Below are 25691 nucleotides of genomic sequence, written 5' to 3' on the forward strand. Positions count from 1 at the left end.
ATCAACCCCGGCGCCGCAGCCAGCCGAGCACACCGGCACGCTTCTGCCCGCTTCGGTCACCAGGCAGGTTGCCGTGGTCCTGAAGCCGCTCGACCAGCGCCTCCACCTCGTCCTGGTTGAGCTCGAGGTAGTCGTGGACCTGCCGCCAGTAGGGATCGGTCGCCGCCCCTTCCTCCGGTCGTCGCGGCTCGTCCATCACGGCGACGATCGAGCAGGGACCGTCCCGGTCGGCGATCAGTCTCAGCTGGGTCCAGTCCACGCCACCGGCGGCCTCGTACAGCGCCTCGATAGCGTCATGAGCCGTCGAGGTGCGGCCGTACTCTGCCGCGAGCTGCGCTCCGTCCCAGGTGATCACCCGGTTGAGCCGCAGGTTGTTCGGTGCCGTCGACCCGTCCTCCTGCTGGAGTCGCCCGATCCACATCACGACGCGGATCCACGACGAGTGGTCACCGGTCAGGCCGTCCACGATCCGGTCCGCGATCTCGTGCACGCCGGGAACGTCGACCAGGGCGGGCCTGGCCTCCTCCGTCGTCGGCTCCGCCGGCAGCCCCCGGAGCTCCTCACGGTGTCGCTCCAGGTAGTGATGTACCTCGTCCGCCCACGGGTCCTGGAGCGACGTCTGGGCCCTCACCAGGGTGTCGTGGTCGAACTCCGCGCGTGGTTCGGGATCGTCCGCGTCGATCTCGACCCGCATGACGAGCCAACCGGTGTCGTCCTGATCCAGAGCCTCGAGCTGGAGCAGGTCCTGCAGCGGCTCGCTCGCCGGCTCGATGGGCTCCTGCACCAAGACACCGCTGCGATCCCGGAAGATCACGACAGCAGGCGTCATGGTCGCGTCAAGAGATGCCTCGTCGGGCGAGTCGCCCATCTTGGCCCACCATGTGACGATTCTTACCCAGCCGTCGGGGGCTGCATCGCGGTAGGCGTCGGCGAAGCGCTGAAGGTGTAGCCGCGCTTGCTCATCCATCGCAAGAGTCCTCTCGGTTTGAAGCTGACGGCTGGCCGCGACGGTGTCGGAAGAGGCTGAGCACCCCTCGGCCCGACTTCTTCTTCTCACCCGGTAGATCCCCGCTTGCCCGCAGCCGATCCACGAGTGCATCGACCTGGTCACGATTCAGGTCCAGGTAGTCGTGAACCTGTCGGCAGTACGGGCCGCTCGCCGAGTCGTCGAACTGTCGGCGAGGTTCATCATCGACCAGCCGCAGCTCGCGCTGGCCATCACGATCTGCCACCAGTCTCAACTGCGTCCACGGACAGTGACTGTCTTGTCGTCCACGGCCCGCAGCTCGTCCGAGAGCCCGAACGCCTTGCCATAGGCCGCGCCGACCGCGCCGACCGCGCCGTCCACCCAGGACACCACCCGGTTGAGCCTGAGCCTGAGATGAGCAGGTGCCGGGGACCCGTCCGGCTCGGCCAGACGTGCTATCCAGAAGATCACCCTGATTCACGCCGGTTGGCCCCCGACCAGCGTCGCGACGATCTCGTCGAGGTGCGGGGCAAGAGTCCCCTGGAGATCGCCAGTGTCGGCACTCATGCTCCACCTGAAAGCAGCCCGAGAATTCCCCGTCGCGACTTCTTCTCCCCGGGCAGGTCCCCGCTCGCTCGGAGGCGTTCCACGAGCGCGTCGACCTCCTTCCGGTTCAGTTCGAGGTAGTCGTCGACCTGGTGCCAGTACGGGTCGGTTGCCGAGCCTTCGACCTGACGCCGAGGCTCGTCCTTCACCAACTGCACCTGGCGTGCGCCATTGCGGTCGGCCACAATCCCGCACTGCGTCCAGTCCACGTCCTGTGTCAGCTCGTCGATGCGTCGGTACATCGGTGCCGTCCCCAGGCCGGTGTAGTAGTCGGCCACCACCCCGCCGCCTCGGTAGGAGAGCACACGGTTGAGGCGGATGGTGGTGTCCGTGGGCTCGCTGCCGTCCATGAGCCTGCCCACCCAGATGACCACCCGGATCCAGTCGGGGAAGTCCTGGGTGCAGGCGGTGACCATCTGGCCGACCTGCGCATCGAGCTCGCCTGACAGCACTGCAACTCCCTCCACCTTGTTCATCACGACCTGCACCAATTCCACCGACGGCGCGGCTGGTCCTCCGGTGTGCTTGTCGTGGCCGGTCCGCTCATCCGCTCCAGCTCCTCACGGTGCCGCTCCAGGTAGTGATGTACCTCGTCCGCCCACGGGTCCTGGAGCGATGTTTCCGCCCGGACCAGCGTGTCGTGGTCGAACCCCACGCGCGGCTCGTGGCCGTCGGCGTCGATCTCGACCCGCATGACCAGCCATCCTTCTTCCGGCTCCCCCTTGAGCGCCTCGTCCATCGCCTTGACGTGCATCCAGGGAAAATCTGGGGCCAGCGACTCCTGCCGTAGCACACCATCGGCTCCCCTGACGACTACCTCCGCGGGCGACTGGACCGCGCTCATAGACGCCTCATCAGCACTGTCGCCCAACTTGGCCCACCAAGTGACGATGCGCACCCAGCCCACGGGCGCGGACTCGCGGTAGGCCTCGGCGAAGCGCTGAAGGTGTAGCCGCGCTTGCTCATCCATCGCGAGAGTCCTCTCGGGTCGAAGCTGACGGCTGGCCGCGACGGTGTCGGAAGAGGCTGAGCAGACCGCGTCCGCCACGCGTCTCCTTACCGGGAAGATCCCCGCTTGCCCGCAGCCGCTCCACGAGCGCATCGACTTCGTCACGGTTCAGTTCCAGATAGTCATGCACCTGACGCCAGTACGGGTCGGTTGCCGAGCCCTCGACCTGACGCCGCGGCTCGTCCGTCACGAACTCGACCTGTCGGCCGCCATCTCGGTCTGCGACCAGCCTGAACTGGGTCCAATCGACGTCAGACGTCATCTGCGAAATCGCGCGGTAGGCGTCGTAGTCGTCAAACCCGGTGTAGTACTCAGCGACGACATCACCGTCTTTCCAGCACAGGACCCGGTTGAGGTAGATGTCGCTCTCGGCAGGTGAGCCGTCATCATTCTGAAGTCGGCCGACCCACACCACCGCGCGGATCCACAGCGGGTGCTCGGAGGTGACGAGGGAGACGATCACCTCCACCTGCCGGTCCACCGATGCTGGGTCGCTCATGTGAACATGCTCTCGTGGTCTCTGATCATGTACCCGGGCGGAAGTAGCTGAGCACCCCTCGGCCCCGCTTCTTCTCCCCACCGGGCAGGTCGCCGCTGCTTCGCAGCCGCTCCACAAGAGCATCGACCTGCTCACGGTTCAGTTCCAGATAGTCGTGGACCTGGCGCCAGTAGGGGTCAGTCCCTGCGCCCTCAAGGTTTCGCGGCGGCTCGTCGGTCACAAGGTCGATCTGGTGCTTGCCGTCGCGGTCAGCCACAATCCGGCACTGGGCCCAGTCCACGTCATGCGTCAGCGCATCGATACGCCGATAGATCGGAGACATCGTGCGCATCACGGTGTAGTAGTCGGCGACCACCTCGCCACCTGTGTACGACAAGACTCGATTGAGCCGGATGTTGGTGTCGGTGGGGCGCGCCCTCGTAGTCCAGACGGCCGATCCAGAGCACGACTCTGATCCAGTTCGGAAACGACTCAGCGAAGGCATCGACGATGTCGCCAACGGCCGTCTCGAGCTCGCTTGAAGACATCGTCTCTCCTCTTTGCTGATGGACCGACATACTCTGCACGCATGAGGGCGTCCAACTAGCGTTTTGCGCTGTGTCGCTGTCAGACCCCCCCGGCGCTCGCCGTCAGGTGCCTGGTCGAAAATAGCTGAGCACCCCTCGGCCCGACTTCTTCTTCTCTCCTGGTAGGTCGCCACTGTCCCGCAGCCGATCCACAAGCGCATCGACCTCCTCCCGGTTCAGTTCGAGGTAGTCGTCGACCTGGTGCCAGTACGGGTCGGTTGCTGAGCCTTCGACCTGACGCCGCGGCTCGTTCGTCACGAACTCGACCTGTCGGCCGCCATCTCGATCTGCGACCAGCCTGAACTGGGTCCAATCGACGTCAGAAGTCATCTGCGAAATAGCGAGATAGGCGTCGTAGTCGTCGACGCCGGCGTAGTACTTCGGAACGACCTCCCCGTCCTCCCAGCACAAAACGCGATTGAGGTAAATGTCACCTTCAGCTGGCGTCCCAGCGCTGTCCTGCAGCCGCCCCACCCACGCCACCGCTCGAATCCACTGCGAGTGTTCGGCAGTTAGGACTGCAACAATGTGCTCAACGTGTTCATCAATCAGCATGTCCTGGCTCATAGTGCTTCCTTACTTGTTGACGAACGGCCCGAAGCGCCGGAGCCGGCCATCGACAAACGCAGTGACTCGAAACTCGGACGGTCTCCAATCGCTGGCGTCGGGGTAGATCGGTCGGATGTCGATGTTGACACTCTTGCCGTGCTTCAGGGCGTCCCGCAATTCTCGCTCCATCTTCGCGTAGGCGCCCTGGTTGAGGTTCGCCAGCCCGTCGTCGATCGGCTTGCCGTTGCCGGGCAGGACGTTGAGCCGGTTGGTCGGGCCACCGAGGGAGTCGGCGATGAGGTGGAAGCCCACATCGGAGTCGCGTGATCCCGGGCCCTTCCCGATGTCGGTCTGCAGCTTGGGGTCGTTACGGCCGACAGGGTTGAGCTTGAGCTCCCCACCGACCTCGATCGGCCTGCCCTCGACATCGGTGCGCCAGGACATCCCGTCGTACTCGTAGCGCACGTTGGGGTGGGCGTTGTTGGCCGCCCGGTTGAAGTCGTCCATCGAGTCGAACCGGAAGACGCCGGGCTCGACGTTGTCGGCCTTGGCGAGCAGCTGCACCGACTCATCCATCTGGTTCAGCGGCACGTTGTCGAGGTTCTTGAGGACGGCCTCTGCCGCCTCGCCCGTCAGGACCTTCCGCCCCCACTTGGCACCGGTGGCTGCCTGCCCACCGAGCGGGACCAGTGCCACCATCGACAGCGATCCGTCGACGACATTGCCCTCGGCGTAGTACCAGGCGCCATTCGCGAGGTCGGCGAGTTCGCCGATCCCGGGGATCAGGCCAAGGGCGTCCAGGACAATGTGCCCGGCCGAGGACCACCACGGGTCGTCCTCGCCGCGCGACTCCACCTCCTGCTTGAAGGCCTCGCTCGCCCAGTAGGCGTCGTCGGCGACCTCGGCCGAGTAGACCGATCCCCCCTCGTAGGGGGTGGCGGCGGCCAGGATCATCTGGCCTGCGGCCTCACCGTCGTCGACGGGCCACCTCCGCTGCGAGATGAGGTAGTCCATGAAGACACTCACCTCGTGGTCCTCGCCGTCGACCTCCACCGTCGTCGTGCCCGACTCCTCGAAGATCCGCATCCCCGCCTCGGGATCCTTCGCGACAGCCTCTAGCACCAGTGCCATCGGGTCGTAGGCCTGCGTGCCGTCCGGGAGCGTGGCTCCGGCATACATGCCCCCGGGCCCGGGGTGGGAGCTCAGGTTCCACATCCCCTTATAGCCCTCGTCCCCGGTCTCGTAGTCGTAGAGCGCCTGGGTGAGGTCGACGGTGAAGTCGGTCGACCACCGGCCACGCGAGACCACGGCCGCCAGCCGCGAGGCCTGGCCGGGCGGCTCGGTCGTCGTGATGCCGTCGATCCACTGCTGGCTCCACCCCTCCGGCGGGGCCACGTCGCCGGTGCCGCGCGAGGCCAGACCCATGGTCTGCCCGAGCCCGTCGAGCAAGGCGTCGTAGTCCTGCCGCCAGGCCTCCAGCTTCTCCTGGTAGTCCGGGTCGTAGCCGCCGGGCTGCGGCGGCATCCCCGCGCCGGCGATGGTGTTGGACAGGTCCTCCAGGTCGACCCGCTCGGCCAGGGCCTGCGCGAAGTAGGGGTCGTTCTGGCCCTCCGCGAGCAGGTCGAGGATCTCCTGCGGGATGTCCCCGCCCTCCTCGAGGTAGTCGGCGACCTTCTTCGCGTCGGCCTCCACCTGGGCCTGGCTCTTGGTGGAGACGTCGTCCTCGTCGAACTGGGCATACATCTGCACGCCCGGGGTCGAGGCCTCGATCTGCTGCGCCATCGCCAGTCGCCGGTGTAGGCCGCGCACCTCATCGTCGGCCCAGCTGAGCACGTCGTCGACCCGGGAGAGCGAGCCGGTCCCGAGCATGACCCCGCTGAGGTTGCCGGACACCGTGCTCCGGTCGAGCGGCAGGTCGGAGCGCACCTTCTCCACGCCCGCGACGAGGTCGGTGAAGCCCGGGATGTGGATCGAGCAGGTCGCCATCAGCGCAACCCCGCCATCTTCTGCCACCGGGTCTGCCAGGCGGTCGACTCCACCCGCTCGGGCTGGCCCGCGATCGCGTCGTCGAAGTCCTGGATGGCGTCGTCACGCACCCGCCCCAGGGTCCGCTTGTGCTCCGCCAGCGCCGCGCCGAAGTCGTCGGCCGTCGTGCTCACCCAGCACCCCGACGACATGGCCCGGTCGGCCTTGTCGAGGGCCTCCTTGATGTCACCCGCCGGGTCGACCGACCGGTTCCGCGCCTGCTCCAGCGCCGTCCGGTACGGGTTGGGCACCATCGTGACCTCGTCGTCGCCCGCCATCGCGCTCCCCCCTCGTCCTGGTATGCCCGCCCGCTCAGTGCTGCGGGCGCTCGCCGTGCTCGGCGACCCACGTCGCCAGGTAGTTCTGGAACCGCCCCATCGACTCCTCGTCCTCGATGCCGAGGCTGCGCTTGGGCTGGCCGTAGCCGAAGGTGGTGCGGAACGCCCCGTCGGCGTCCACCTCGAGGTCGAGCACGCTCCACCGATCCCCGGAGGAGCCCATGCCCTCGTGCAGCTCGACGACCAGGTCGTAGAGCGGCTCGTCGAAGTCGAGCTGCCCGATCCCCCAGCGGTCCTGCAGGTCGACCACCGCCAGGGTCAGGTAGTTGAGGTTGACCTGGCCGTCGACCCGGGTCGCCTCCCAGTTGCCCACGAGCCGGGCCCACCCGGCCGGCGCGATCTCGACGAAGCGCTGCGCGACCGCGCGCACCGCCTCCTGCTGCTCACTCGGCTCCACGACCGCTCCTCTCGCTGTCGACTGGTCGTGGCCACAGACTAACCACCTCTGACCCCGACCCCGCACCACGCGGTACGGTCGGCGCTACCCACGACGAGGCATACCAGGAGGTCACGATGGACGTGCTCTGGGGAATCGGCGGCATGGCGGCGCTCATCGCGCTCGCGCTGCTGCTCTCGACCAACCGCCGGGCCGTGCGCTGGCGCACCGTGCTCGCGGCCCTGGGCATCCAGGTGCTCTTCGGGATCCTCGTCCTCTACTGGTCCTGGGGGCAGCGGGCGCTGGAGCAGGTCTCGCAGGGCGTGCAGGCGGTCATCAACTCCTCCAACGCCGGCATCCAGTTCGTCTTCGGGCCGGTGCTGCCGCAGGGGGAGGACGCCGGGGTCGTCTTCGCCTTCCAGGTGCTGCCGGTCATCATCTTCTTCGCCTCACTGACGGCGGTGCTCTACCACTTCAAGATCCTGCAGTTCGTCGTGGAGAAGCTCGGCGCAGCCCTGGGCGCGGCGCTCGGGACACGCAAGGCCGAGTCGGTCAACGCCGCCGCCAACATCTTCGTCGGCCAGACCGAGGCACCGCTGGTCATCCGCCCCTACCTCAAGGGGCTCACCCGATCGGGCCTGTTCGCCGTCATGGTCGGCGGGTTGTCCACGGTCGCGGGCTCGGTCCTCGTGGGCTACTCGCTGCTCGGCGCGCCGCTGGAATACCTCATCGCAGCGTCCTTCATGGCGGCCCCGGGGGCGCTGATGATGGCGAAGCTCGTCCTGCCGGAGGAGATCCCGGAGGCGGCTGAGCGGCAGGACCGGCTGGTGAGCGACGAGCCGGCGGACCCCGAGGGCGACAAGGACGGCGACGGCATACCGAACGACGAGGACGACCTGGAGGGGATGGAGTACCGCAACGTCATCGACGCCGCCGCCTCGGGCGCCGCAGACGGGCTCAAGCTCGCGCTCAACATCGGCGCGATGCTGCTCGCCTTCATCTCGCTCATCGCGCTGGTCAACCTGCTCATCGGCACGGTCGGCGGCTGGTTCGGCCAGCCGGACCTCACCTTCGAGCAGATACTCGGGTATGCCTTCGCCCCCTCATGACGGTCATCGGCGTGCCGTGGGGCGAGGCGACCACCGCCGGTAGCTTCGTCGGGCAGAAGGTCATCGTCAACGAGTTCGTCGCGTTCTCCAACTTCGCGCCGATCATCGACCAGCTCAGCCCCAAGACCGCGGCCATCGTGACCTTCGCGCTGACCGGCTTCGCCAACCTGGGATCACTCGGCATCCTGCTCGGCGGCCTCGGCTCGCTGGTCAAGGACCGGCGCCGCGAGATCGCCGAGCTCGGGATCCGCGCCATCCTCGCCGCGACGCTGGCCAACCTCATGAGCGCCGCGATCGCGGGCATCGTCATCGGGTAGCGCCCTCCGGTTGGCCCAGGCTCCCACCTGATCTGCCTCGCTGTCCTCCTTTCTTCCTCGTATGGTTGACCCATGGCGCTGAACATCAAGGATGCCGAGACGGACCGATTGGCTCGAGAGCTCGCCGACGCCACGGGCGAGTCCATCACCGTGGCCGCGAGGCGCGCGATCGAGGAGCGCCTGGCCCGGGTCACCGCTCTTGCCCGGGCCGAGAAGGGCACGGACGAGCTCGAGGGGATCATCGACAGAGGACGTCGGCGCCCCGTGATCGACGCGCGGACGCCGGAGGACATCGTCGGTTACGACGAGGCGGGGCTGCCCGGGTGACGATCGTTCTGGACACGTCGGCGGTCGCCGCCGTCATCTTCGGCGAGCCCGACGCCGAAACCCTCCTCCGAGTCATGCAGCGGGCCGCCGGGGACCTCCTGATGAGTGCCGCGACATCCGTCGAGGTCGGCATCGTCGTGGAGACCCGGCAAGGCCGGGAGGCGACCCAGGATCTAAGACTGCTGCTGGACCGGCTCGGGGTCGACATCGCACCGCTCGACGCTGCACAGGCGTCGATCGCCGTCGACGCCTGGCGCCGCTTCGGCAAGGGGCGCCACCCAGCATCCCTCAACCTGGGTGACTGCTTCGCCTACGCCGCCGCACAGCGCCGAGATGCCCCGCTGCTGTTCAAGGGGGGTGACTTCGCTCAGACGGACGTCAGGTCAGCGCTGTGAGCTGAAGCCTCCTAGGGTGAGCAGCATGCGAGCCATCACGATCCCCGAGCCCGGTGAGGCCGACGCCCTCGTCCCCGCCGACGTGCCCGCCCCTACCGCGAGCGCCGGCGAGGTCCTCGTCGACGTCGTCGCCGCGGGGGTGAACCGCGCCGACGTGCAGCAGCGCAAGGGGGCCTATCTCCCGCCGCCCGGTGCCTCCGAGCTCCCGGGCTCGAGGTCAGCGGCCGGATCAGAGCGCTCGGCGAGGGGACCGAGGACTCGGGGTGGTCGATCGGTGAGGAGGTGTGCGCGCTCCTCGCCGGCGGAGGGTATGCCGAGACCGTCGCCGTCCCGGTCGGCCAGCTGCTGCCCGTGCCCGACGGCATACCCGTGGCGGACGCCGCGGCGCTGCCCGAGGTGGCGTGCACCGTCTGGAGCAACCTGGTCATGGAGGCCGGGCTGGGCGAGGGCGAGACCGTGCTGCTCCACGGCGGCTCCAGCGGCATCGGCACCATGGCGATCCAGGTCGCCCGGGCGCTCGGTGCCCGGGTGGCGGTCACCGCCGGCTCGGCGGACAAGCTGGCCGCCTGTCGCGAGCTCGGGGCGGAGGTGCTCATCAACTACCGCGAGCAGGACTTCGTGGAGGAGCTGCGGGACGCGACCCGGGGCGGCGGCGCCGACGTCATCCTCGACGTGGTGGGCGCGAAGTACCTCACCGACAACGTCCGCGCGCTCGCGCACGACGGCAGACTGGTCGTCATCGGGCTCCTCGGCGGCCGCACCGGCGAGCTCGACCTCGGGTCCCTGCTGGTGAAGCGGGCGAAGGTCATGGCCACCTCGCTGCGGTCCCGGTCGCTCGACGACAAGGCCGAGATCGTGCGGCAGATCCGCCAGCACGTCTGGCCCTGGATCGAGGCCGGGCGGGTGCGGCCCCTGATCCAGTCCCGCCACCCGCTGGAGGACGCCGCCGCCGCGCACCGCGAGATGGAGGCCAGCGAGCACATCGGCAAGATCCTGCTCACCGTCGCGCCGTGAGCGTGGCATCGAGCACACCCAGGGCCTATGGTGCTCGGGCGGCGGAGTACGCCGCCTTCGTCGACGGTCTCGACCTCAGTGCGGATCTCCTTCGAGGTGGGTGGCACCGACGACCTCGCCCCCGATGCCCGGTACGACGGCATCCTGGCGTGGTACTCCCTCATCCACCTCACCCCGGGCGCCGTCGGACCTGCCCTGGCTCAGGTGCGGAGGGCGCTCCGCCCCGGCGGCAGCCTCCTGCGTCATGAGATGAGCGGGCCCAAACTCCACGTCCTCCTCGAGCACGCCACCCGCCTTCTCAAGAAGGCAGAAATGATCGAACTGACCCGAGCATGGGCTCGGCGTCACCTGCCGCCCCCTCGTACAGGGAGGTAGAGAGTTCATTCGAGACCTTGAAAAAGGACTGGGAATCGGCCAACCCAACGAAGAACTTTGCCGACATCTCGCGTGCAGATCTCGGTATCACCCAGTCAGAATCGGGATCTCCCACGTTTGGCCCTGTTGGTCCATCTGTACTGCGTCAACTTGAGCCCCAACTCGCAGCGCCGACAGAGAACTTGGTCAGCGAAGGGCCTGGCCAAGGCGGCTCCGAACTCGGCCCTAGCGTATCGGCTGGATGGAATTACCTTGGATTCTACGTGCAGTTCAACCGATGTGAGCAAGGTGGCCGCTACCATTGCTGCTTCAGTTTGGCTGAGTGACAATGCTCGATGCCCTACCAATAGGCCGTATCTGCGACTGTACCCGAATTAAACTTGGTACAGTCATTGCAGGGAATAAGAGTGACAACTGTCGACGGAGGAACTGGAGATGTCCAACTGGACCGTTGGAGTGCTGGCGGCAGTAGCGTTCACTGCTGGTGCTGCTGGGTACTACTGGACAGACCACCTGGCGCCAGGACCCATAAGGATCGTGCTGCGGACTCTTTTCGTGACGTTGCTCGCGACTCCCGGCATCATCCTGAGCGTCGCCATGCTGAGACGACGTTCTCGCTGACGTGCTTGTCCCAGGACAGGCGACTCACTCGACCATGAGGTACTCCACCTCGGGGTCGAGCTCGGCCACCTCCTCGGGCGTCATGAGCGGGCCGAACTCGACGTCCTCCTCGAGGAAGAGCTTGAAGCCGCCGTGCACGTGCCCCGGGGTGGACTCGTTGACCAGGTCGTAGGTGGAGACCTTGTCCTGCGGGTGCCCGATGCCGTCCACCGACTTGATCGCCGCGACACCGTCGTGCTCGGTCAGCGCCGCCTCGTCCTGCACGACGCTCGCGTGGACCTGGTGGTAGACCATCGCCTTCTCCGGCAGGTCGTGCTCCTCCACCAGCCCGGCGAGGTATGCCGCGACCTCGTCCAGCTCTGCCCCGGTCGTGCTGCCGTAGACCTCGCCGGGGACCTGCCCGGGCGACACCGCCCACTCCGGGTCGAGGGCCACCCCCACGTCCGGCTCGACCAGCCACTCCTCGAAGTCGCGCACCTCGTCCGGGAAGGGGACCGCGCCGGTCTGGATGTTGAGCAGCAGCATCGCGTCGTGCCTGCGGGCGAGGTCGAGGTGGTCCTCGATCATCTGGTCGGTGACCTGGGTGCGGAAGCTGCCGTCCTCACCCGGCACCGGGTGCGCGATCGAGACGACGAGCTCCAGCACCGGGAGCATCTCACGGTCGCCGGCGAAACCGGCGAGCTCGGTCTCGATCTCCGCGGCCCGCTCGTCGGGGTCCCCGATGCCGAGCCGGCCCATCGCCGGGGAGTCCGGATGACCGACATACCCCACGAGGCGGAAGTCGGGGAAGATCTCCCGGCCACCGCGCGGGAGCTCAGCAGGCTCCTCGGTCGTCGGCGCAGCCTCCTGCTGTCCCTCCTCGCCGTCGCCGCCCTCTCCCCCGTCGGGCGCCTCCCCGTCGTCGGGCTCGGGCGCCGCCGAGGTGGCACCTGCCTGCGTGCCAGCCGCGTCCTCCGGGGCGCCTCCGCCGTCTCCGCCGGCGCAGCCCCCCAGCGTCAACACGCCGGCCAGCGCGAGGATTGTCCGAGGTCGCCGCATACCCCCACTGTGACAGCCGTGCCCTAGCGCGGCAGGTCGAGCAGCCGCCCCGGGCGTGGCGCGTCCGCGGCCCGGGCCAGCACGTCCAGGATGCCTCGGGTGTCCCGGTCGGCCGGACCGAGCTCGGCCCGGCTGGTCCACCGGGCCTTGCGCGCCTCGGTCGCGAGCGCCAGGTCCGGCCGCTGGTCCAGACGCACCCGGAAGACGACGTCCACCCCCTGCTCCACCGGGTCGACCCGCACCGTGACCGGGTCACCGGGGTCGACGTCGAGCCCGACCTCCTCGGCGACCTCCCGTCGCACCGCGTCCGCCGGATCCTCGGCGCGGCCGAGCAGCCCGCCCGGCAGGCTCCAGCCGCGCCGGTGCGGCTGCCACAGCACGAGGAACTCGCCATCGTGCTCGAGGACGCACACAGCGCCGACCGTGTAGCTCGGGGCGACGGTGCGGACCACGGCCCGCTTCACCGGCCCCGGCGTCACCCGGAAGCCGAGTAGCGCTGCGGTGCTCGCCTTGCGGCGCAGCGTGATCAGGTCCATGCGGTCAGCCAACCACAGCCGCCGCGGCCGCTCGACCGGCCGCGCGCCCGGTGAAGAGGCACCCGCCCAGGAAGGTGCCCTCCAGCGACCGGTAGCCGTGCACCCCGCCGCCGCCGAAGCCGGCGACCTCGCCGGCGGCATACAGGCCGGGGACCGGGTCGCCGCGGTCGTCGAGCGCGCGGGAGTCGAGGTCGGTCTGCACCCCGCCGAGGGTCTTGCGGGTCAGGACGCGCAGCCGCACGGCGACCAGCGGCCCGTGCCTCGGGTCCAGCAAGCGGTGCGGTGCGGCGGTACGGATGAGCTTGTCGCCCAGCGAGGCCCGTGCCGCACGCACCAGCGCCACCTGCACGTCCTTGCCGTAGCCGTTGGCGAGCTCGCGGTCGCGCGCCTCGACCAGCGCCCGGACGTCCGCCGGGTCGAGCAGGTCCTCACCGGTCAGCGCGTTCATGCGCGCGACGAGCTCCTCCACGGTGCTCGCCTCGACGACGTCGGCGCCGTGGTCGACGAAGGCCTGCACCGGCGCCGGCACGTCGGTCGTCACCCTCCCCAGCACCTGCCGTACCGAGCGCCCGGTGAGGTCGGGGTTCTGCTCCGACCCGGAGAGCGCATACTCCTTGCCGAGCACGGTCCGGCTCGCCACGAACCAGCTGTGGTCGTGGTCCGGTGCCGTCCTGCGCAGGTGCGCGAGGGTGCCGAGGGTGTCGAAACCGGGCAGGTAGGGCGCCGGGAGCCGCCGGCCGGTCGCGTCCAGCCACAGGCTGCTCGGGCCCGGCAGGATCCGGATGCCGTGCCCGGGCCACACCGGCGAGTGGTTGGGTATGCCCTCGACGTAGTGCCACATCCGGTCCCGGTTGACCAGCCGCGCACTAGCCCCCTCGAGCGGGTCGAGCATCGAGCCGTCGACGTAGGCCGGGACACCGGTCACCACCTCCCGCGGCGCCGGCCCGAGCCGCTCCGGCCAGAACCGCCTGACCAGGTCGTGGTTCGCCCCGATCCCGCCGGAGGTGACCACGACCGCGCCCGCCACGAGCTCCGCCTCGCCGACGACCTCGCGGGAGGAGGGCCTACCCCGCTCCACCGGGTCCTCCGCGAGCACGTCGCAGCGCACCCCGGTCACCGCCCCGTCGGTGGTGACCAGCCCGGTCACCCGGTGACGTCCGCGCAGCCGGACCAGCCCGGCCGCGACCCCGTCCCGCACGACCCGCTCGAACGGCTCGACCAGCCCCGGCCCGGTGCCCCACGTCAGGTGGAAGCGCGGCACGGAGTTGCCGTGACCGGTGGCGGTGCCGTCGCCCCGCTCGGCCCAGCCGACGACCGGGAAGAGGCGCACGCCCCGCTCCCGCAGCCAGGCGCGTTTCTCCCCCGCCGCCCACTCGACGTAGGCCCGGGCCCAGCGCCGCCCCCAGTCGTCCTCGCCGGGGTCGTCGACGTCACCGAGCCGGTCCCACCCCGCGCTGCCGCACCAGTCCTGCCAGGCGAGCTCGACCGAGTCGTGGATGCGCATCCGCCGCTGCTCCGGGCTGTCCACGAGGAAGAGCCCGCCGAAGCTCCACCACGCCTGCCCGCCGAGGTGCGCGGTGGACTCCTGGTCGACCAGGACCACCCGGCGCCCGCGGGCGACCAGCTCGGCGGTGGCGACCAGCCCTGCCAGCCCCGCCCCGACCACGACCACGTCCGCGTGCTCTGCCATGCCCGCCGACGTTACCCCGCACGGCTGCGCGTGGGGTGCTCGTTAGGCTCGACGCCGATGGGCAACCGTGAGCGCATCGCGACAGTCACCACGGGGCTGCGACGCACCGGCGTCGTGGTCCTGCTGCTCGTGCTCGCCTTCACCGGTGGCATCGTGGCGACGCAGCTGTGGCCGGTGCACACGCAGACGCGCTACTTCGCCGCGGACATCTCGGTGGAGCCGCGGCTGGACTCGACGGTGCGACTGCCGACGGTGGTGGGCGACATGGAGGTGTCCTTCGCCCGCGCCGTGCTGCCGGCGCCCGGGCTGGAGGGTCAGGTCCAGGTCCGCGACGAGGTCACCGACCTGCTCCGGCAGGGCCAGCTGCGCACCTCCGACCTCGAGCCCAGCCCGGAGGAGCTGCGGGAGGCGATCGACGCCGGTGTCGCCCAGCTCGCCTGGAAGTTCGCGGCCGGGGCGCTCGCGACCACGGTCCTGGTCATGCTCGCATATGCCTCGGCCCACCCGACCCGCGACCGCTACCTGCACGCGGTGGTCGCCTCAGGCGTCGCGACGGTGCTGGCGATGCTCGTGCCGGGAGGCGCGGCGTACCTGACCTATCGGACCGACCGGGTGACCGAGTTCCGCACCACCAGCCTGCTCTCGCTCGTCGAGCAGAACACTGACATCCTCGCCGGGCTCGACCGCAAGGCCGACCAGGGCGCGGTCTACGTCACCAACCTGCTCGCGCTCTCCTCCGCGATGCGGGAGGAGTTCAGCCCGGACGCGGTCGAGGCGCCCGCTGCGGCGCGCTTCCTGCTCGTGAGCGACATCCACGGGATGAACCAATACCCCCTCATGCGCGAGATCGTGCAGACCCAGGACATCGACGCCGTCATCGACGCCGGGGACCTGCTCAACTTCGGGCGGGCCGACGAGGGCGACCTCACCGGGATCTACGAGGGCATCGAGAGCCTCGGCGTGCCCTACCTCTACGTCCGCGGCAATCATGACGGCGCCTTCGCCCGCGACGAGGGCGTGCTCGAACGGATGGCGCAGGTCCCCAACGTCGTGCTCCTCGAGCCAAGCGAGGGCGACCTGCAGCAGGCCACGGTGCACGGCGTGACGATCACCGGCTTCAACGACAGCCGCTACTTCAACCAGCGCAGCGACGACTACGGGGCCGACCAGAGCGCCCTCGCCGAGCGCTTCCGGGAGGCGACCGACGGGCTGGCGCCGAGCGACGTCGTGCTGACCCACCAGCCGTATGCCGCCGACCGGGTCGGGGCCGGCGCCGTGGTGATCAACGGGCACATGCACCGGCGCGACCTCACCGGGCAGCACCTGGAGGTGGGGTCGTTCACCGGTGGCGGGCTGGTCAACCAGTTCCGGCTGCCGCCGCTGACCGAGGAGGCGCAGGAAGCGGCCGAGGAGGACCCGGAAACCGCCGGCGAGCTCCTGGGCAACCCCTACAGCTTCGACATCCTCACCTTCGGCGAGGACTGCGCGATCAGCAGCCTGACCCGCTACAGCTACCGCAACCTGGTGTCCGGGCGCCCGCAGTTCGACGACGTCAGCCTCATCAACGGGCGGACGATCCAGCCGCAGCCGCCCGAGGGCCGCACCTGCTCGCCCGACCTGGGCGTCGAGGTGCAGCCGGTGGAGCAGATCATCGGCGAGTCCGAGGCCGACCCGACCACCGTCGAGGTCACCCCGCCGGACGACGCCGTCGTCACCACCCTTCCGCCCGCGGACCTGCCGGAGATCGAGGACGGCGCCGGCGTCACCCAGTCCCCCTGACCTCCGTTCGCCGCAGGGGCGCCGTCCGGACGGAGGGCCCGGAACTGACGCACCACAGGACCTCTGAGCACGCTTGTGCGTCTCCTCGTGCAGGACCTTGCGTCACGCGCGTCGCTCGAGCGACGTTGGTGTCACCAGCTTGTGCTCCAGGGTGGTTTCCAGAGGGGGTCGTGAGGCGGGCGGAGTCCTGCGTGGACGGGTCGCGGCCCGGCACGTGGACGGTCAGCGGAGGGACCAGGTGTGGCGGACGGCATACCGCGGGGTGCCGCCCGGGCCCTGGCCCAGCTCGGAGCGGACCAGGCATACCTCGTCCGCGACCCACGACGAGGTATGCAGCGTGTCCAGCGCCTGCACGAGGTGGCCGGCGGCGCGGGGTCGCCCGACCGACCGAGCGAGGGTGACGTGCGGGGCGAACCGCGTGCCCTCGACCGTGGCACCCGCCCGGCTGGCGAGCGCGCGCAGGCTCTGCGCCCAGCTCTGCAGCGAGCCCGGGTCGGCCTGCTCCACCGCCGCCCAGAGGACCCGCGCCTGCGCCGGGTCGGGGAAGGCACCGGCGCCGCGCAGGGTCAGCCGCACCGGCAAGGCGCGGGCCGCCCACTCCTCACCGGCCTCGACGAGGGCCTCCTCACGCCACTCCTCCAGCTCGGGGAGGAAGGCGAGCGTGAGGTGCCGGTGCTCCGGCCGGGTCCAGCGCCAGTGGCCGCGAGGCGCCAGGGCGTCCTGGCGCGGCTCGAGCAGGGCGTCGAGCTCGCGGGCGACGGGGGCGGGAGGCAGCAGGGCGATGAAGGCACGCACCCGTCCATGGTGTCAGCCCGGCGCGGACGCCGGGTCTGTCCGGTCGGGTCGCGGCGCGGACGCGCGGGGTGTCCGGCCAAGCCGACCCGCGCGTGTGACACGCTGGCGGGGTGAGCGAGCCAGCAGCGCGCAGCAGTGACCGCACCGTCGTCGCGATCGCCTGGGCCGTGGCCGCCGTGGTCATCGCGCTGGTCGTCGCCTTCATCGCCTGGCTGGCGCTCGGTGACCGCGAGGACGCGTCCGGTCCGGCCGGAGCGACCGCCACGCAGAGCGCGGTCCCCGAGGGCGGAGCGGACGGCGAGAGCGCAGCCGGGGACGAGGACGGCACCGCAGGGGAGGGCACCGAGAGCGGCGGGGCCACCGGCGAGGCCGACCGCAACGCCACCCAGGACGGCGACGCGAGCTCGGAAGGGGGGGCAGGCGCTGGGGCGGCCGACCCCGGCGCCACCCAGCAGAGCCCCTCGCCGGAGGTCGAGCAGCTGCTGCTGGACCTGCAGCGCCGCGATCCGGACGACCCGATGGCGGTCGGTGACGTCGATGCCCCCGTCGTGATGATCGAGTACGCCGACTACCGCTGCCCCTACTGCGCCCGCTTCCACCTCGAGATCCGGCCCGAGCTGCTGCCGCTGGTCGAGGACGGCACGCTGCGCATCGAGTTCCGTGACTTCGTCATCTTCGAGGAGACCTCGCGGCTCGCCGCGGTCGCCGCCCGGGCCGCCGCGGAGCAGGATCGGCGCGAGGAGTTCCAGGAGGCGGTCTTCGCGTTGTCGACCGAGGGCCACGGCGAGTACGGCCGCGAGGAGCTCGTCGCGATCGCCGAGGAGGTGGGCGTCGCCGACCTGGAGCAGTTCGAGGCCGACCTGGACGACGAGGAGCTGCTGGCCGCTGTCGAGGCGGACTCGGCGGAGGCCCGCTCCGTGGGCGTGTCCTCGACCCCGACCTTCCTCATCAACACTCAGGTCCTGCAGGGCGCCTACCCGGCCGAGCGGATGCTCGAGATCATCGAGCAGGAGCAGCAGGCCGCTCTGCAGCGCTGAGGGTCTCTCCCGCCGCTCGTCGGCGGCGGCGCACCAGCCGGTGCCCGGTGACCACACCTGCGAGGGCCACCAGGGCCACGAGCCCGGCGAGCAGCGGGTGACCGCTGACCGCCGCCCCGATCACGGCGGCCCACACCGCGAAGCCGATCGTCGCGTAGATCGCCGCCCAGGCCAGGGCGCCCGGCAGCTGCGCCAGGGTGAACCGTGCCCAGGGCATACGGATCGTGCCCGCACCTGCGAGCACCAGTGTCTGCAGCCCGACGGTGAGGTAGCACAGGGAGACCGCCACCAGGCCCCAGCGCTGCACCACCGCCCGCCCGCGACCCACGGCCTCGCCGTCCAGCCACCGGTGCACCGACGCCGCCGTGCCACCGCGCGGACGGGTGTGCCGCAGCGCCTGCTCGGTCACGAGCCGCGCGAGCGCATACGTCACCTGACCACGCAGCAGGGCCACGAGGAAGAGAAAGGCCAGGGCACCGACGAAGGGGTAGGACTCGAGGTCGGGCATGCTCAGCCGCCGACCCCCGCCGCCGAGTGCAACGGGGTCCGCGCCGCGGCCAGGTCGGCGAAGACCGCCTCGTTCGCCGCGAAGCTCTGCACCGCAGCCTCGAGGACCGCCTCCCGCTGCACCGCGGTCAGAGGGATCTGGTCCAGCCGGGCGCGGTAGCCGTCCTTGTAGACCTTGGGCTTGTCGATCCCGGCGAAGGAGTAGAACGTCAGCCCGTCGGTCGGCACCCCGTAGTGGCGGTGCACCAGCCGTGCCACGATCTGCCCGCCCGAGAGGTCACCGAGGTAACGCACGTAGTGGTTGGCCAGGACCATCTCCGGGGTATGCCGGTCCCGCAGGGTGGTCGCGTAGGCGGAGGTCGCGACGCAGATCGGCAGTCGCCCGTCGGCCAGGCGCACCTCGTGGTCCGGGCCGACCAGGACCTCCAGGTCGTGGCGCAGGGCGGGCACGCGGTCGAGACGACGGTCGGCCACGGGCGCCAGCAGCGGGTGGCCGGCGTAGTGGGTGTGCAGCACGTCCTCCAGCGCCCGGTAGATCAGCAGGTGCTGGGTCGCGAGCGCGGTGAAGGCCGCCGCGCAGGCGCGGCCCTCGACCAGGTCCGTGACGAAGGCCGAGCGCTCGGCAGCGGAGTGCGCCGTCGCGGTGGCGTCGCGCAGGGCTTCGGACAAGGGTGCGGTCACGGCAGCTCACCTCGTGGTCGGCATGGCTTAGGTCACCCTTACCTTAACCGCCCGAGCGGCCTGGCGGAAGACGCCTCCCGGCCCCGAGCAGCGGGAGGGCATACCGTCTGGGCATGAGGATCGTCGTCGCCCTCGGCGGGAACGCGCTGCTCGAGCGCGGGCAGGTGCCCGACGCCGCGGCGCAGGTCGCCAACATCCGGCGGGCGATGGCGGCGCTGGCGCCGCTCACCGACGACCACCAGGTCGTCATCACGCACGGCAACGGCCCGCAGGTCGGCATCCTGGCGATGGAGAGCGCGGACGACGCGCGGTTGAGCCAGCCCTACCCGTTCGACGCGCTCGGGGCGATGACGCAGGGGCTCATCGGCTACTGGATCCTGCAGGCGATCGGCAACGAGCGGCCCTACCGGCAGTTCGCCGCCGTCCTCAACCAGACCCTCGTCGACGCCGACGACCCGGCCTTCTCCGACCCGACGAAGTTCGTCGGGGAGGTCTACGACGAGGCGACGGCGCATGAGCTGGCCGGGAAGCACGGATGGCAGGTGAAGGCTGACGGCGAGCACTGGCGCCGCGTCGTCCCCTCGCCCCGGCCGCGCGAGATCATCGAGACCAGGCTCATCGACCACCTGCTCGACGAGTCGGTCATCGTCGTCTGCGCCGGCGGTGGCGGCGTGCCCGTCGTGCGGACGGGCACCGGCGACCTGCGCGGGGTCGAGGCGGTCATCGACAAGGACCTGTCCGCCGCGCTGCTGGCGCACCGGCTCGGCGCGGACCGGCTGCTCGTGCTCACCGACGTACCGGCCGTGATGCAGGGCTTCGGCACGGACGACGCGCGGGAGATCCGACGCACCACCCCCGAGCAGCTGCGGGCGCTCGACCTCCCGGCCGGGTCGATGGGTCCCAAGGTCGAGGCGGTATGCCGCTTCGTCGAGGTCGGCGGCGCCGGCGCGGCAGCCTCGATCGGCAGCCTGGAGGAGGTCGCCGCGCTCGTCGAGGGCTCCGCCGGGACCTACGTCAGCGCGCAGGAGTGAGGCGGGGCGATCCGACCTGAGGACACGCCCGTCGTCACCGGCTCAGGTACGCACGTGCATGGCTGAGCCGTCTCCGGCCGGCGCGTCGGCCGGATGACCGGGGGTCGGGTTCAGCGCCTGGTCGCAGCGGCGCCGATGAGCGCGACCATGAGCAGGCCGGCCAGGACGGCCGCCGCAGGAGCGGCCACGGGCGCCCATACCAGGCCGAGCGCGAGCCCGAGCCCGCCCACGACCGACACGGCCCCACCGAGGCCGGTGAAGAAGGGCACGCCGAAGGCACGGGCGAACGGGATGAAGTGCAGGCCGACACCGAGGGCGATGAGCGCCGGGCCGAGCTCGGGGACGTCTGCGGCGCGCAGCACGGCGCTGCCGGCGACGAAGAACGCGAGCATCCCCAGCACGGAGAGGCCGTAGACCAGGCCGGCGCGACGGTGCGGAGCGGAGGTCTGACGGGCGCCGCCGCGGCGCACGAAGACGGCCCACGCAGCCCCGAGGAGCAGCACCACCCAGGCGACCAGCGCCGCGGTCGACCAGGCCTGCAGCAGCTCCCCGCGGTTGACGAGCACGAAGACCGTGCCACCGACCAGGCCGATCACCGACCCGATCATCGACCCCGGCGCCCGCACCGCCTCCGTGGACTCCCCCTGCTCGACCATGCCGCCGAAGCTACACCTCGCCCGCGAGCGCCCCGTCGAACCACGCCCCCAGCACCGGCGTCCACTCCCGGATCGCCACCTGCTCGACCAGCCCCAGCTGCTGGAACGGGTCCTCCCGCAGCAGCTCGGCCAGGTCGGCCGCGCTCTCGGCCCGCAGGATGAGCAGCGCGGCGTCGGGCGCCTCCTCGATCGTCGCGTAGGGACCGCTGAGCAGGGCGGTGCCCTCGGCCGCCAGCCCGCCCAGGAACTCACGGTGCGCCGGCCGGTGCTGGTCGCGCGCCGCGGTGTCGTCGGAGTAGGTGTAGTGCACGACGAAGAGGCTCATGCCGCTCATCCTAGGGACAGCCGACCTGGACCTCTGCTCAGAAGCAGCTCTCGCCATCTCCGGGCTAGTTTGCTAGCATCCTAGAAATGACCGACAAGGCGCAGTTCAACGTCTACCTCCCCCGGGACCTCATCACCGAGATCAAGCACCGCGGCATCGACGAGGCGATCAGCCTGTCCGCGCTCGTCGAGAAGGCGCTCCGGGCCTACCTCGTCTCGAGCGAAGGAGAGCAGAAGTGATCACCGACCTCACCGCCCAGCCCATCCGCTTCACCTCGGACCTCCCCGCCTGGCAGCGACTCCTGGAGACCCTCGGCGGGCACCTCGTCTATGAGCGCCCCGGCTGGCTGGTGTATGCCGTCGGCTCGGGCCGCGTCGCGCTCCACGCCGCGAGCGAGCAACAGCCGGCCGGGGTGTGCGCCCTCGCCCTCTCGACGACGACGCCCCTCCCCGAGGCGGTGGCCGCGGCCGCAGCGGCCGGCGTGCCGATCACGCTCGGCCACCCGGACCACGGCGAGGCGGGCATGGTCGAGGCGCCCGACGGGACCAGCTTCACCCTCGACTCGCCCACCCCGGTGGAACGCGAGGGCGGTGTGAGCGACCGGAGGCTGGCGGCCCTGCCGATCTGGTACGGCCCGGACACGGCGATGATCACCGGGGTGCTCGAGGGCATCGGTGCGCGCCCGCGCACGGTCGCGGACGACGGCATCTGGACCGACCTGCGCTGCGAGGGCGGCGGCCTTGTCGCCGCGCACCGGGACGAGTCACCGGCGGTCGAGCTGGCCTTCGAGTGGGACGGTGACGTCGAGGAGGCGCTGGCACTGCTCACCGAGGCGGGGATCGAGGCCGTGCTCATCGACGAGACCTACAGCCGCACGGTCCAGATCGCCGACCCCGACGGCCGCAAGGAGATCTGGGTCAACGAGCGCATGACGGACCTCTACGGCTACACCCGCACCTGAGCGACGCCCGACCGGCCCCCCGGCCGGTGAGCGGTCAGCGCGGAGCCGCGTCGAGCGCGCGGGCGAGGTCGGCCCAGAGGTCCTCGACGTCCTCGACGCCGACCGAGAGGCGGAGCAGCGTCTCGGGGACCGTCTCGACCTCCAGCGCGTGGCGGCGGCGACGCTCGATCTGGCTCTCCACCCCGCCGAGGCTGGTCGAGTGCACCCACAGCCGGGTCGCGGCACAGATCGCCTCGGCCCGCTCGACGCCCCCGGCGACCTCGACCGACACCATGCCGCCGAAGCCGGGGTAGCGCACCCGCTGCACGACCGGGTGCTCCTCCAGCCGTGCGACGAGCTCGCGCGCGTTGGCCTCGGCGCGCTCCAGCCGCAGGTGCAGCGTCCGCACCCCGCGCAGCACGAGGAAGGTCTCCATCGGGCCCGGGATCGCGCCGTAGAGCGTGCGGTGCGTATGCAGCCGCTGCAGCAGGTCGGGCCGCTCCCCCGAGACGACCAGGGCGCCGAAGAGCGCGTCCGAGTGCCCGGCGAGATACTTCGTCGCCGAGTGCACCACCACGTCGGCACCCCAGGTCAGCGGCTGCTGCGCCAGCGGCGTCGCGAAGGTGTTGTCGCACACCACGACGGGCCGGTCCTCGCCGTACCGCTCGACCAGCCCGCGCACGACCGCCGCCACATCGGTGACCTCCATCATCGGGTTGGACGGCGACTCCAGGTGCAGCACGTCCGCCCCCTCGCAGGCGTCGACGATCGCCGCGACGTCCTCGGGGTCGACCCGCCGCTGGGTGAGCGCGCCGACGGCCTCGCGGTCGGCCAGCTGGCCGGTGGTGCCGTTGTAGACGTGCGTCGGCGCGACGACCACGCCACCGACCGGGACCAGCGACATGGTCGCCGCGATCGCACCCATCCCGGAGGCGAAGACCAACGCGTCGCCCCCCTCCAGCGACCCGAGCACCTCCTCCAGGGCGTCCCATGTCGGGTTGCCGTCACGGGCGTAGTCGACCGCGCCGTCCGCGGCATACGTCGAGGTGAAGGTCACCGGCACGTTGACCGGGGCGCCGGGCTCTCGGGCCGGCCGCCCGAGGGACACGGCGCGGGTGCCGGGGGCGAGCGCCTCGCCGTCGTGGGGGGTCATGGTCGTCCTCCGGTATGCCGTCTGCGCGGTCGGCGTCAGTCCTCGCCGCTTCGCCGCTCACGATAGGCCGCGGCGGCGACCCGGTTGCCGCAGGTGGTGCTGCAGAAGCGCTTGGACCGGTTGCGGGAGAGGTCGACCAGGACCCCGTCGCAGTCGTCGGCGCCGCACCGGCGCAGCCGCTGCAGCTCGTCGGCGCGCACGACGTCGATCATCGCCATCGCCGCCTCGACCGCCATGCGGGTGGCGAAAGGGGCGTCGTCGGGGACGCCGTGCAGGTGCCAGCCCCACCCGTCGTGGTCGACCAGCTGCGGGACCGCCCGCTCCTGGGCGAGCAGCGTGTTGACGAGGTCGACCACCCCCGGCTCGTCGAGGTCCCAGAGCTGGGCCAGCCGCGGACGCAGGGCGCGGACCCGCTCGACCCCGGCCCGGTCCGTGGGCGGCCGCCCCGACCAGCCCCACGTCGAGGCGAAGTCCTGCAGCTCGGCGGCGCTGGTGAGGGTGTCGAGCCCCTCCGCCCGGGCGCGCACGGCCTGCTCGGAGGGCAGGTGGTCGCTGCCGCTGCCGGCCCCGCTGCGGGTGTTGACCAGCCCGGCCGCGCCCTGCAGCGCCACCTCTGTGTCATGAGTGAAAAGCACCTTGACTCCTGATGGTGGGCATCGGTATCGTCATGAGTGTCACCCATCGACACCCATGACGCCAACCGCAGAAGGGGGGCCAGCCCCATGACCACCACCCGCACCCACGACGTGACCACCGCCCGACCGACGAGCGGTCGCAGCGGCCTGCGCACCGTGCTGCTCGGGCTGGCCGTCGCCCTGGTCTCGGCCGCGATGTTCGGCACCTCCGGCACCGTCGGCAAGAGCCTGCTGCTCACCGGCTGGTCCTCGGGCGCCGCCGTCGCCGTCCGCGTCGGGCTCGGCGCGCTCATCCTCGCCGGCCCTGCCGCGATCGCGATGCGCGGCAGGTGGCACCTGCTGCGACGCCCGGTCACCTGGATCCACACCGGGCTCTTCGGCCTGCTGGCCGTCGCCACCGCCCAGCTGTTCTACTTCCTCGCCGTCGAGCGGCTCTCCGTCGGCGTCGCCCTCATGCTGGAGTACCTCGGCCCGATCCTCGTCGTCGGCTGGCTCTGGGCCCGCCACGGCCAGCGGCCCCGCGCGCTGACCATCGGGGGCGTCAGCCTCGCGGTCATCGGCCTGCTGCTCGTGCTCGACGTCCTCGGCGACGTGCAGCTGAGCACCGTCGGGGTCGTGTGGGGCCTGGTCGCCGCTGTCGGCCTCGCCGGCTTCTTCATCGTCGGCTCCGACGACTCCAGCGGCCTGCCGCCGACCGCCTTCGCCGCGCTCGGCATGGCGATCGGCGCGGCCGTCCTCGGGCTGGCCGGCCTCGTCGGCGTCCTGCCCATGAGCGTCAGCACGCAGAGCGTGACCCTCGCCGGCGCCACCGCGCCGTGGTGGGTGCCGGTGGCCTGGCTCGGCCTGGTCGCCGCGGCCGGGGCATACCTCACCGGGATCATCGCCGCCCGCATGCTCGGCGCCAAGGTCGCCTCCTTCGTGGGGCTGGCCGAGGTGATGTTCGCCGTGCTCTTCGCCTGGTTGCTGCTCGGGAGATGCCGGCGCCCGTGCAGCTGCTCGGCGGCGCCCTCATCGTCGCCGGCGTGGCCGCGGTCAAGGCCGACGAGCGCGACGACGAGCTCCCGGCCGCGACCTACGAGGTCGAGCCGCTGCCCGAGGCCTGACGCCTCGATCACGGTCCCGTGGGAGTCGGCACCCTTCCCGACTCCCACGGGACCATCTGCTTCTCAGCCGGCGAAGGTGACGCTCACGTCCTCGTGCCCCAGGGCCTCCAGCAGCCCCTCGAGCATGGCGATCGTGTTGCTCTCGGCGAGCTCGACCAGCGGCCCCGTCCCCTCGGCGGCCTCGCTCATCTGCGCCACCGCGACCCGCTGCGCCTCCTGCTCCAGGTCCGAGCCACGGAAGCGGTTGGTGATCCCCCGGTCGACGCTGACGACGTAGCTCTCCTCGAGGTCCAACACGGGGTCGCCGACGCTCGGCTCCGGGAGCCGCACCCGGACCGCGCCGCTCTCCTCGTCGACCTGCACCCGGCGCTCGTCGAGCGCGCTGAAGTCGACCACCGCGTCGACCGTGCCCTTGCCGACGTAGAGCACCCGCTCTCCGCTGATCCAGCCGGGCACGAAGCGGGTGTCCCGCTCCAGGTCGACGACGGTCTCGTAGTAGGCGCTGGCCGCGTGGAAGTCGCTGATCTCGGTGAGCGACTGCAGCACCGAGGGCCCGGTCCGGTCGATCTCCTCCTCGACGAAGGGGTTGAGCGAGGGGCGCCAGTCGGTGAGCAGGGTGACGCCGCCGACCAGGGCCAGCAGCACCACGGGGATCATCGCCACGACACCGAGCACACGACCCTTCATGGCCC

28 protein-coding genes and 3 pseudogenes are annotated in these 25691 nt (G+C 70.8%); 10 read left to right on the forward strand and 21 right to left on the reverse strand.

What is annotated here, in order from left to right:
- Nucleotide 1: 1 nt before the first annotated feature.
- The 10 genes from FU792_RS14880 to FU792_RS14920 form a co-directional block, all read right to left on the reverse strand.
- The gene (locus FU792_RS14880; RefSeq protein ID WP_143554059.1) at nucleotides 2–967 is read right to left on the reverse strand and encodes a hypothetical protein; all 966 of its coding nucleotides are present in this window, start codon (nucleotides 965–967) and stop codon (nucleotides 2–4) included.
- Between the two features lie 270 nt (nucleotides 968–1237).
- Nucleotides 1238–1360 (reverse strand): hypothetical protein, encoded by a 123-nt coding sequence (locus FU792_RS18625; protein ID WP_269087392.1) that lies wholly within the window; start codon nucleotides 1358–1360, stop codon nucleotides 1238–1240.
- Nucleotides 1361–1530: 170 nt separating this feature from the next.
- The gene (locus tag FU792_RS14885; RefSeq protein WP_143554060.1) at nucleotides 1531–2049 is read right to left on the reverse strand and encodes a hypothetical protein; all 519 of its coding nucleotides are present in this window, start codon (nucleotides 2047–2049) and stop codon (nucleotides 1531–1533) included.
- Nucleotides 2049–2543 (reverse strand): hypothetical protein, encoded by a 495-nt coding sequence (locus FU792_RS14890; RefSeq protein ID WP_022925774.1) that lies wholly within the window; start codon nucleotides 2541–2543, stop codon nucleotides 2049–2051. The genes FU792_RS14885 and FU792_RS14890 overlap by 1 nt, the downstream gene beginning before the upstream one ends.
- Nucleotides 2536–3081 (reverse strand): hypothetical protein, encoded by a 546-nt coding sequence (locus FU792_RS14895; protein WP_143456704.1) that lies wholly within the window; start codon nucleotides 3079–3081, stop codon nucleotides 2536–2538. The genes FU792_RS14890 and FU792_RS14895 overlap by 8 nt, the downstream gene beginning before the upstream one ends.
- 25 nt (nucleotides 3082–3106) lie before the next feature.
- Entirely contained in the window at nucleotides 3107–3436 is a 330-nt protein-coding gene (locus FU792_RS14900) for a hypothetical protein (protein WP_022925776.1), read from the reverse strand.
- Nucleotides 3437–3710: 274 nt separating this feature from the next.
- Nucleotides 3711–4214: a hypothetical protein gene (locus FU792_RS14905; RefSeq protein ID WP_022925777.1), complete on the reverse strand. Its 504-nt coding sequence runs from the start codon at nucleotides 4212–4214 to the stop codon at nucleotides 3711–3713.
- A 9-nt stretch (nucleotides 4215–4223) separates the two neighbouring features.
- Nucleotides 4224–6182 carry a DNA/RNA non-specific endonuclease gene (locus FU792_RS14910; RefSeq protein ID WP_022925778.1) on the reverse strand — a complete coding sequence of 653 codons (1959 nt, stop codon included), beginning with the start codon at nucleotides 6180–6182 and terminating at the stop codon, nucleotides 4224–4226.
- Complete coding sequence (locus FU792_RS14915) at nucleotides 6182–6499, reverse strand: hypothetical protein (protein ID WP_022925779.1); 318 nt, start codon at nucleotides 6497–6499, stop codon at nucleotides 6182–6184. Before FU792_RS14915 ends, FU792_RS14910 begins: the two co-directional genes overlap by 1 nt.
- 34 nt (nucleotides 6500–6533) lie before the next feature.
- Nucleotides 6534–6956: a hypothetical protein gene (locus FU792_RS14920; protein WP_022925780.1), complete on the reverse strand. Its 423-nt coding sequence runs from the start codon at nucleotides 6954–6956 to the stop codon at nucleotides 6534–6536.
- Nucleotides 6957–7072: 116 nt separating this feature from the next.
- Here FU792_RS14920 and FU792_RS14925 point away from each other — a divergent pair.
- From FU792_RS14925 to FU792_RS14940, 4 genes and pseudogenes are all read left to right on the forward strand, one after another.
- Nucleotides 7073–8361, forward strand: a pseudogene (locus FU792_RS14925) (NupC/NupG family nucleoside CNT transporter).
- 72 nt (nucleotides 8362–8433) lie between these two features.
- Nucleotides 8434–8688, forward strand: a complete 255-nt coding sequence (locus FU792_RS14930; RefSeq protein WP_022925782.1) for a type II toxin-antitoxin system VapB family antitoxin — start codon at nucleotides 8434–8436, stop codon at nucleotides 8686–8688.
- Nucleotides 8685–9083: a type II toxin-antitoxin system VapC family toxin gene (locus tag FU792_RS14935; RefSeq protein ID WP_022925783.1), complete on the forward strand. Its 399-nt coding sequence runs from the start codon at nucleotides 8685–8687 to the stop codon at nucleotides 9081–9083. Before FU792_RS14930 ends, FU792_RS14935 begins: the two co-directional genes overlap by 4 nt.
- Before the next feature lie 25 nt (nucleotides 9084–9108).
- Nucleotides 9109–10097 (forward strand): annotated as a pseudogene (locus FU792_RS14940) (NAD(P)H-quinone oxidoreductase).
- A gap of 1020 nt (nucleotides 10098–11117) precedes the next feature.
- On the opposite strand, the gene FU792_RS14945 reads toward FU792_RS14940, so the two are convergent.
- The 3 genes from FU792_RS14945 to FU792_RS14955 are packed head-to-tail and all read right to left on the reverse strand — an operon-like array spanning nucleotide 11118 to nucleotide 14357.
- The gene (locus FU792_RS14945) at nucleotides 11118–12131 is read right to left on the reverse strand and encodes a hypothetical protein (RefSeq protein WP_022925786.1); all 1014 of its coding nucleotides are present in this window, start codon (nucleotides 12129–12131) and stop codon (nucleotides 11118–11120) included.
- Between the two features lie 23 nt (nucleotides 12132–12154).
- Entirely contained in the window at nucleotides 12155–12667 is a 513-nt protein-coding gene (locus FU792_RS14950; protein ID WP_022925787.1) for an NUDIX hydrolase, read from the reverse strand.
- A 4-nt stretch (nucleotides 12668–12671) separates the two neighbouring features.
- On the reverse strand, nucleotides 12672–14357 hold the full coding sequence (locus FU792_RS14955) for an FAD-binding dehydrogenase (protein WP_149814872.1): 1686 nt from the start codon (nucleotides 14355–14357) through the stop codon (nucleotides 12672–12674).
- Nucleotides 14358–14414: 57 nt separating this feature from the next.
- Between FU792_RS14955 and FU792_RS14960 the strand changes: the two genes are divergently transcribed.
- Nucleotides 14415–16136 carry a metallophosphoesterase family protein gene (locus tag FU792_RS14960; protein WP_052327877.1) on the forward strand — a complete coding sequence of 574 codons (1722 nt, stop codon included), beginning with the start codon at nucleotides 14415–14417 and terminating at the stop codon, nucleotides 16134–16136.
- A 222-nt stretch (nucleotides 16137–16358) separates the two neighbouring features.
- Here the strand turns inward: FU792_RS14960 and thpR are convergent, their stop codons facing one another.
- The gene (gene thpR / locus FU792_RS14965; protein WP_022925790.1) at nucleotides 16359–16931 is read right to left on the reverse strand and encodes an RNA 2',3'-cyclic phosphodiesterase; all 573 of its coding nucleotides are present in this window, start codon (nucleotides 16929–16931) and stop codon (nucleotides 16359–16361) included.
- 110 nt (nucleotides 16932–17041) lie between these two features.
- Between thpR and FU792_RS14970 the strand changes: the two genes are divergently transcribed.
- Nucleotides 17042–17968 (forward strand): DsbA family protein, encoded by a 927-nt coding sequence (locus FU792_RS14970; RefSeq protein WP_022925791.1) that lies wholly within the window; start codon nucleotides 17042–17044, stop codon nucleotides 17966–17968.
- On the opposite strand, the gene FU792_RS14975 is transcribed toward FU792_RS14970, so the two are convergent.
- Entirely contained in the window at nucleotides 17931–18476 is a 546-nt protein-coding gene (locus FU792_RS14975; protein WP_022925792.1) for a DedA family protein, read from the reverse strand. The genes FU792_RS14970 and FU792_RS14975 overlap by 38 nt on opposite strands.
- Nucleotides 18477–18478: 2 nt before the next feature.
- Nucleotides 18479–19156: a biliverdin-producing heme oxygenase gene (locus FU792_RS14980; RefSeq protein WP_022925793.1), complete on the reverse strand. Its 678-nt coding sequence runs from the start codon at nucleotides 19154–19156 to the stop codon at nucleotides 18479–18481.
- A 113-nt stretch (nucleotides 19157–19269) separates the two neighbouring features.
- Here FU792_RS14980 and FU792_RS14985 point away from each other — a divergent pair, with 113 nt between their 5' ends.
- Nucleotides 19270–20187 (forward strand): carbamate kinase, encoded by a 918-nt coding sequence (locus FU792_RS14985; RefSeq protein ID WP_022925794.1) that lies wholly within the window; start codon nucleotides 19270–19272, stop codon nucleotides 20185–20187.
- Between the two features lie 110 nt (nucleotides 20188–20297).
- Here the strand turns inward: FU792_RS14985 and FU792_RS14990 are convergent, their stop codons facing one another.
- Both FU792_RS14990 and FU792_RS14995 read right to left on the reverse strand, forming a co-directional pair.
- The gene (locus FU792_RS14990; protein ID WP_022925795.1) at nucleotides 20298–20843 is read right to left on the reverse strand and encodes a hypothetical protein; all 546 of its coding nucleotides are present in this window, start codon (nucleotides 20841–20843) and stop codon (nucleotides 20298–20300) included.
- 10 nt (nucleotides 20844–20853) lie between these two features.
- Nucleotides 20854–21168 (reverse strand): YciI family protein, encoded by a 315-nt coding sequence (locus tag FU792_RS14995; RefSeq protein WP_022925796.1) that lies wholly within the window; start codon nucleotides 21166–21168, stop codon nucleotides 20854–20856.
- Between the two features lie 86 nt (nucleotides 21169–21254).
- On the opposite strand from FU792_RS14995, the gene FU792_RS15000 reads away from it, so the two are divergent.
- Nucleotides 21255–21407, forward strand: coding sequence for a CopG family transcriptional regulator (locus tag FU792_RS15000; RefSeq protein WP_028131167.1), 153 nt, complete (start codon nucleotides 21255–21257; stop codon nucleotides 21405–21407).
- Entirely contained in the window at nucleotides 21404–22129 is a 726-nt protein-coding gene (locus FU792_RS15005; protein WP_028131168.1) for a glyoxalase/bleomycin resistance/dioxygenase family protein, read from the forward strand. Before FU792_RS15000 ends, FU792_RS15005 begins: the two co-directional genes overlap by 4 nt.
- Before the next feature lie 34 nt (nucleotides 22130–22163).
- Here the strand turns inward: FU792_RS15005 and FU792_RS15010 are convergent, their stop codons facing one another.
- Both FU792_RS15010 and FU792_RS15015 read right to left on the reverse strand, forming a co-directional pair.
- Nucleotides 22164–23261, reverse strand: coding sequence for a trans-sulfuration enzyme family protein (locus FU792_RS15010; RefSeq protein WP_022925798.1), 1098 nt, complete (start codon nucleotides 23259–23261; stop codon nucleotides 22164–22166).
- A 35-nt stretch (nucleotides 23262–23296) separates the two neighbouring features.
- The gene (locus FU792_RS15015; protein ID WP_022925799.1) at nucleotides 23297–23872 is read right to left on the reverse strand and encodes a CGNR zinc finger domain-containing protein; all 576 of its coding nucleotides are present in this window, start codon (nucleotides 23870–23872) and stop codon (nucleotides 23297–23299) included.
- 219 nt (nucleotides 23873–24091) lie between these two features.
- On the opposite strand from FU792_RS15015, the pseudogene FU792_RS18180 reads away from it, so the two are divergent.
- Nucleotides 24092–24412: pseudogene (locus FU792_RS18180) on the forward strand (EamA family transporter); the annotation flags it as partial.
- Nucleotides 24413–25062: 650 nt separating this feature from the next.
- On the opposite strand, the gene FU792_RS15025 reads toward FU792_RS18180, so the two are convergent.
- On the reverse strand, nucleotides 25063–25686 hold the full coding sequence (locus FU792_RS15025) for a DUF4230 domain-containing protein (protein WP_022925801.1): 624 nt from the start codon (nucleotides 25684–25686) through the stop codon (nucleotides 25063–25065).
- Nucleotides 25687–25691: the final 5 nt, after the last annotated feature.

Origin of the sequence: Serinicoccus marinus DSM 15273 (assembly GCF_008386315.1) — a bacterium.
GTDB classification, from domain to species: Bacteria; Actinomycetota; Actinomycetes; order Actinomycetales; family Dermatophilaceae; genus Ornithinicoccus; species Ornithinicoccus marinus.

Bases quoted from the DNA above. Each gene is read 5' to 3' on its own strand.
- FU792_RS14890 (WP_022925774.1), bottom strand. From the start codon at position 2,543: ATGGATGAGCAAGCGCGGCTACACCTTCAGCGCTTCGCCGAGGCCTAC.
- FU792_RS14905 (WP_022925777.1), bottom strand. From the start codon at position 4,214: ATGAGCCAGGACATGCTGATTGATGAACACGTTGAGCACATTGTTGCA.
- FU792_RS14930 (WP_022925782.1), top strand. From the start codon at position 8,434: ATGGCGCTGAACATCAAGGATGCCGAGACGGACCGATTGGCTCGAGAG.
- FU792_RS14985 (WP_022925794.1), top strand. From the start codon at position 19,270: ATGAGGATCGTCGTCGCCCTCGGCGGGAACGCGCTGCTCGAGCGCGGG.
- FU792_RS14915 (WP_022925779.1), bottom strand. From the start codon at position 6,499: ATGGCGGGCGACGACGAGGTCACGATGGTGCCCAACCCGTACCGGACG.
- FU792_RS14950 (WP_022925787.1), bottom strand. From the start codon at position 12,667: ATGGACCTGATCACGCTGCGCCGCAAGGCGAGCACCGCAGCGCTACTC.
- FU792_RS14880 (WP_143554059.1), bottom strand. From the start codon at position 967: ATGGATGAGCAAGCGCGGCTACACCTTCAGCGCTTCGCCGACGCCTAC.
- FU792_RS14895 (WP_143456704.1), bottom strand. From the start codon at position 3,081: ATGAGCGACCCAGCATCGGTGGACCGGCAGGTGGAGGTGATCGTCTCC.
- FU792_RS14885 (WP_143554060.1), bottom strand. From the start codon at position 2,049: ATGAACAAGGTGGAGGGAGTTGCAGTGCTGTCAGGCGAGCTCGATGCG.
- FU792_RS14955 (WP_149814872.1), bottom strand. From the start codon at position 14,357: ATGGCAGAGCACGCGGACGTGGTCGTGGTCGGGGCGGGGCTGGCAGGG.
- FU792_RS14995 (WP_022925796.1), bottom strand. From the start codon at position 21,168: ATGAGCCTCTTCGTCGTGCACTACACCTACTCCGACGACACCGCGGCG.
- FU792_RS14910 (WP_022925778.1), bottom strand. From the start codon at position 6,182: ATGGCGACCTGCTCGATCCACATCCCGGGCTTCACCGACCTCGTCGCG.
- FU792_RS15000 (WP_028131167.1), top strand. From the start codon at position 21,255: ATGACCGACAAGGCGCAGTTCAACGTCTACCTCCCCCGGGACCTCATC.
- FU792_RS15025 (WP_022925801.1), bottom strand. From the start codon at position 25,686: ATGAAGGGTCGTGTGCTCGGTGTCGTGGCGATGATCCCCGTGGTGCTG.
- FU792_RS14990 (WP_022925795.1), bottom strand. From the start codon at position 20,843: ATGGTCGAGCAGGGGGAGTCCACGGAGGCGGTGCGGGCGCCGGGGTCG.
- FU792_RS14960 (WP_052327877.1), top strand. From the start codon at position 14,415: ATGGGCAACCGTGAGCGCATCGCGACAGTCACCACGGGGCTGCGACGC.
- FU792_RS15010 (WP_022925798.1), bottom strand. From the start codon at position 23,261: ATGACCCCCCACGACGGCGAGGCGCTCGCCCCCGGCACCCGCGCCGTG.
- FU792_RS14945 (WP_022925786.1), bottom strand. From the start codon at position 12,131: ATGCGGCGACCTCGGACAATCCTCGCGCTGGCCGGCGTGTTGACGCTG.
- FU792_RS14975 (WP_022925792.1), bottom strand. From the start codon at position 18,476: ATGCCCGACCTCGAGTCCTACCCCTTCGTCGGTGCCCTGGCCTTTCTC.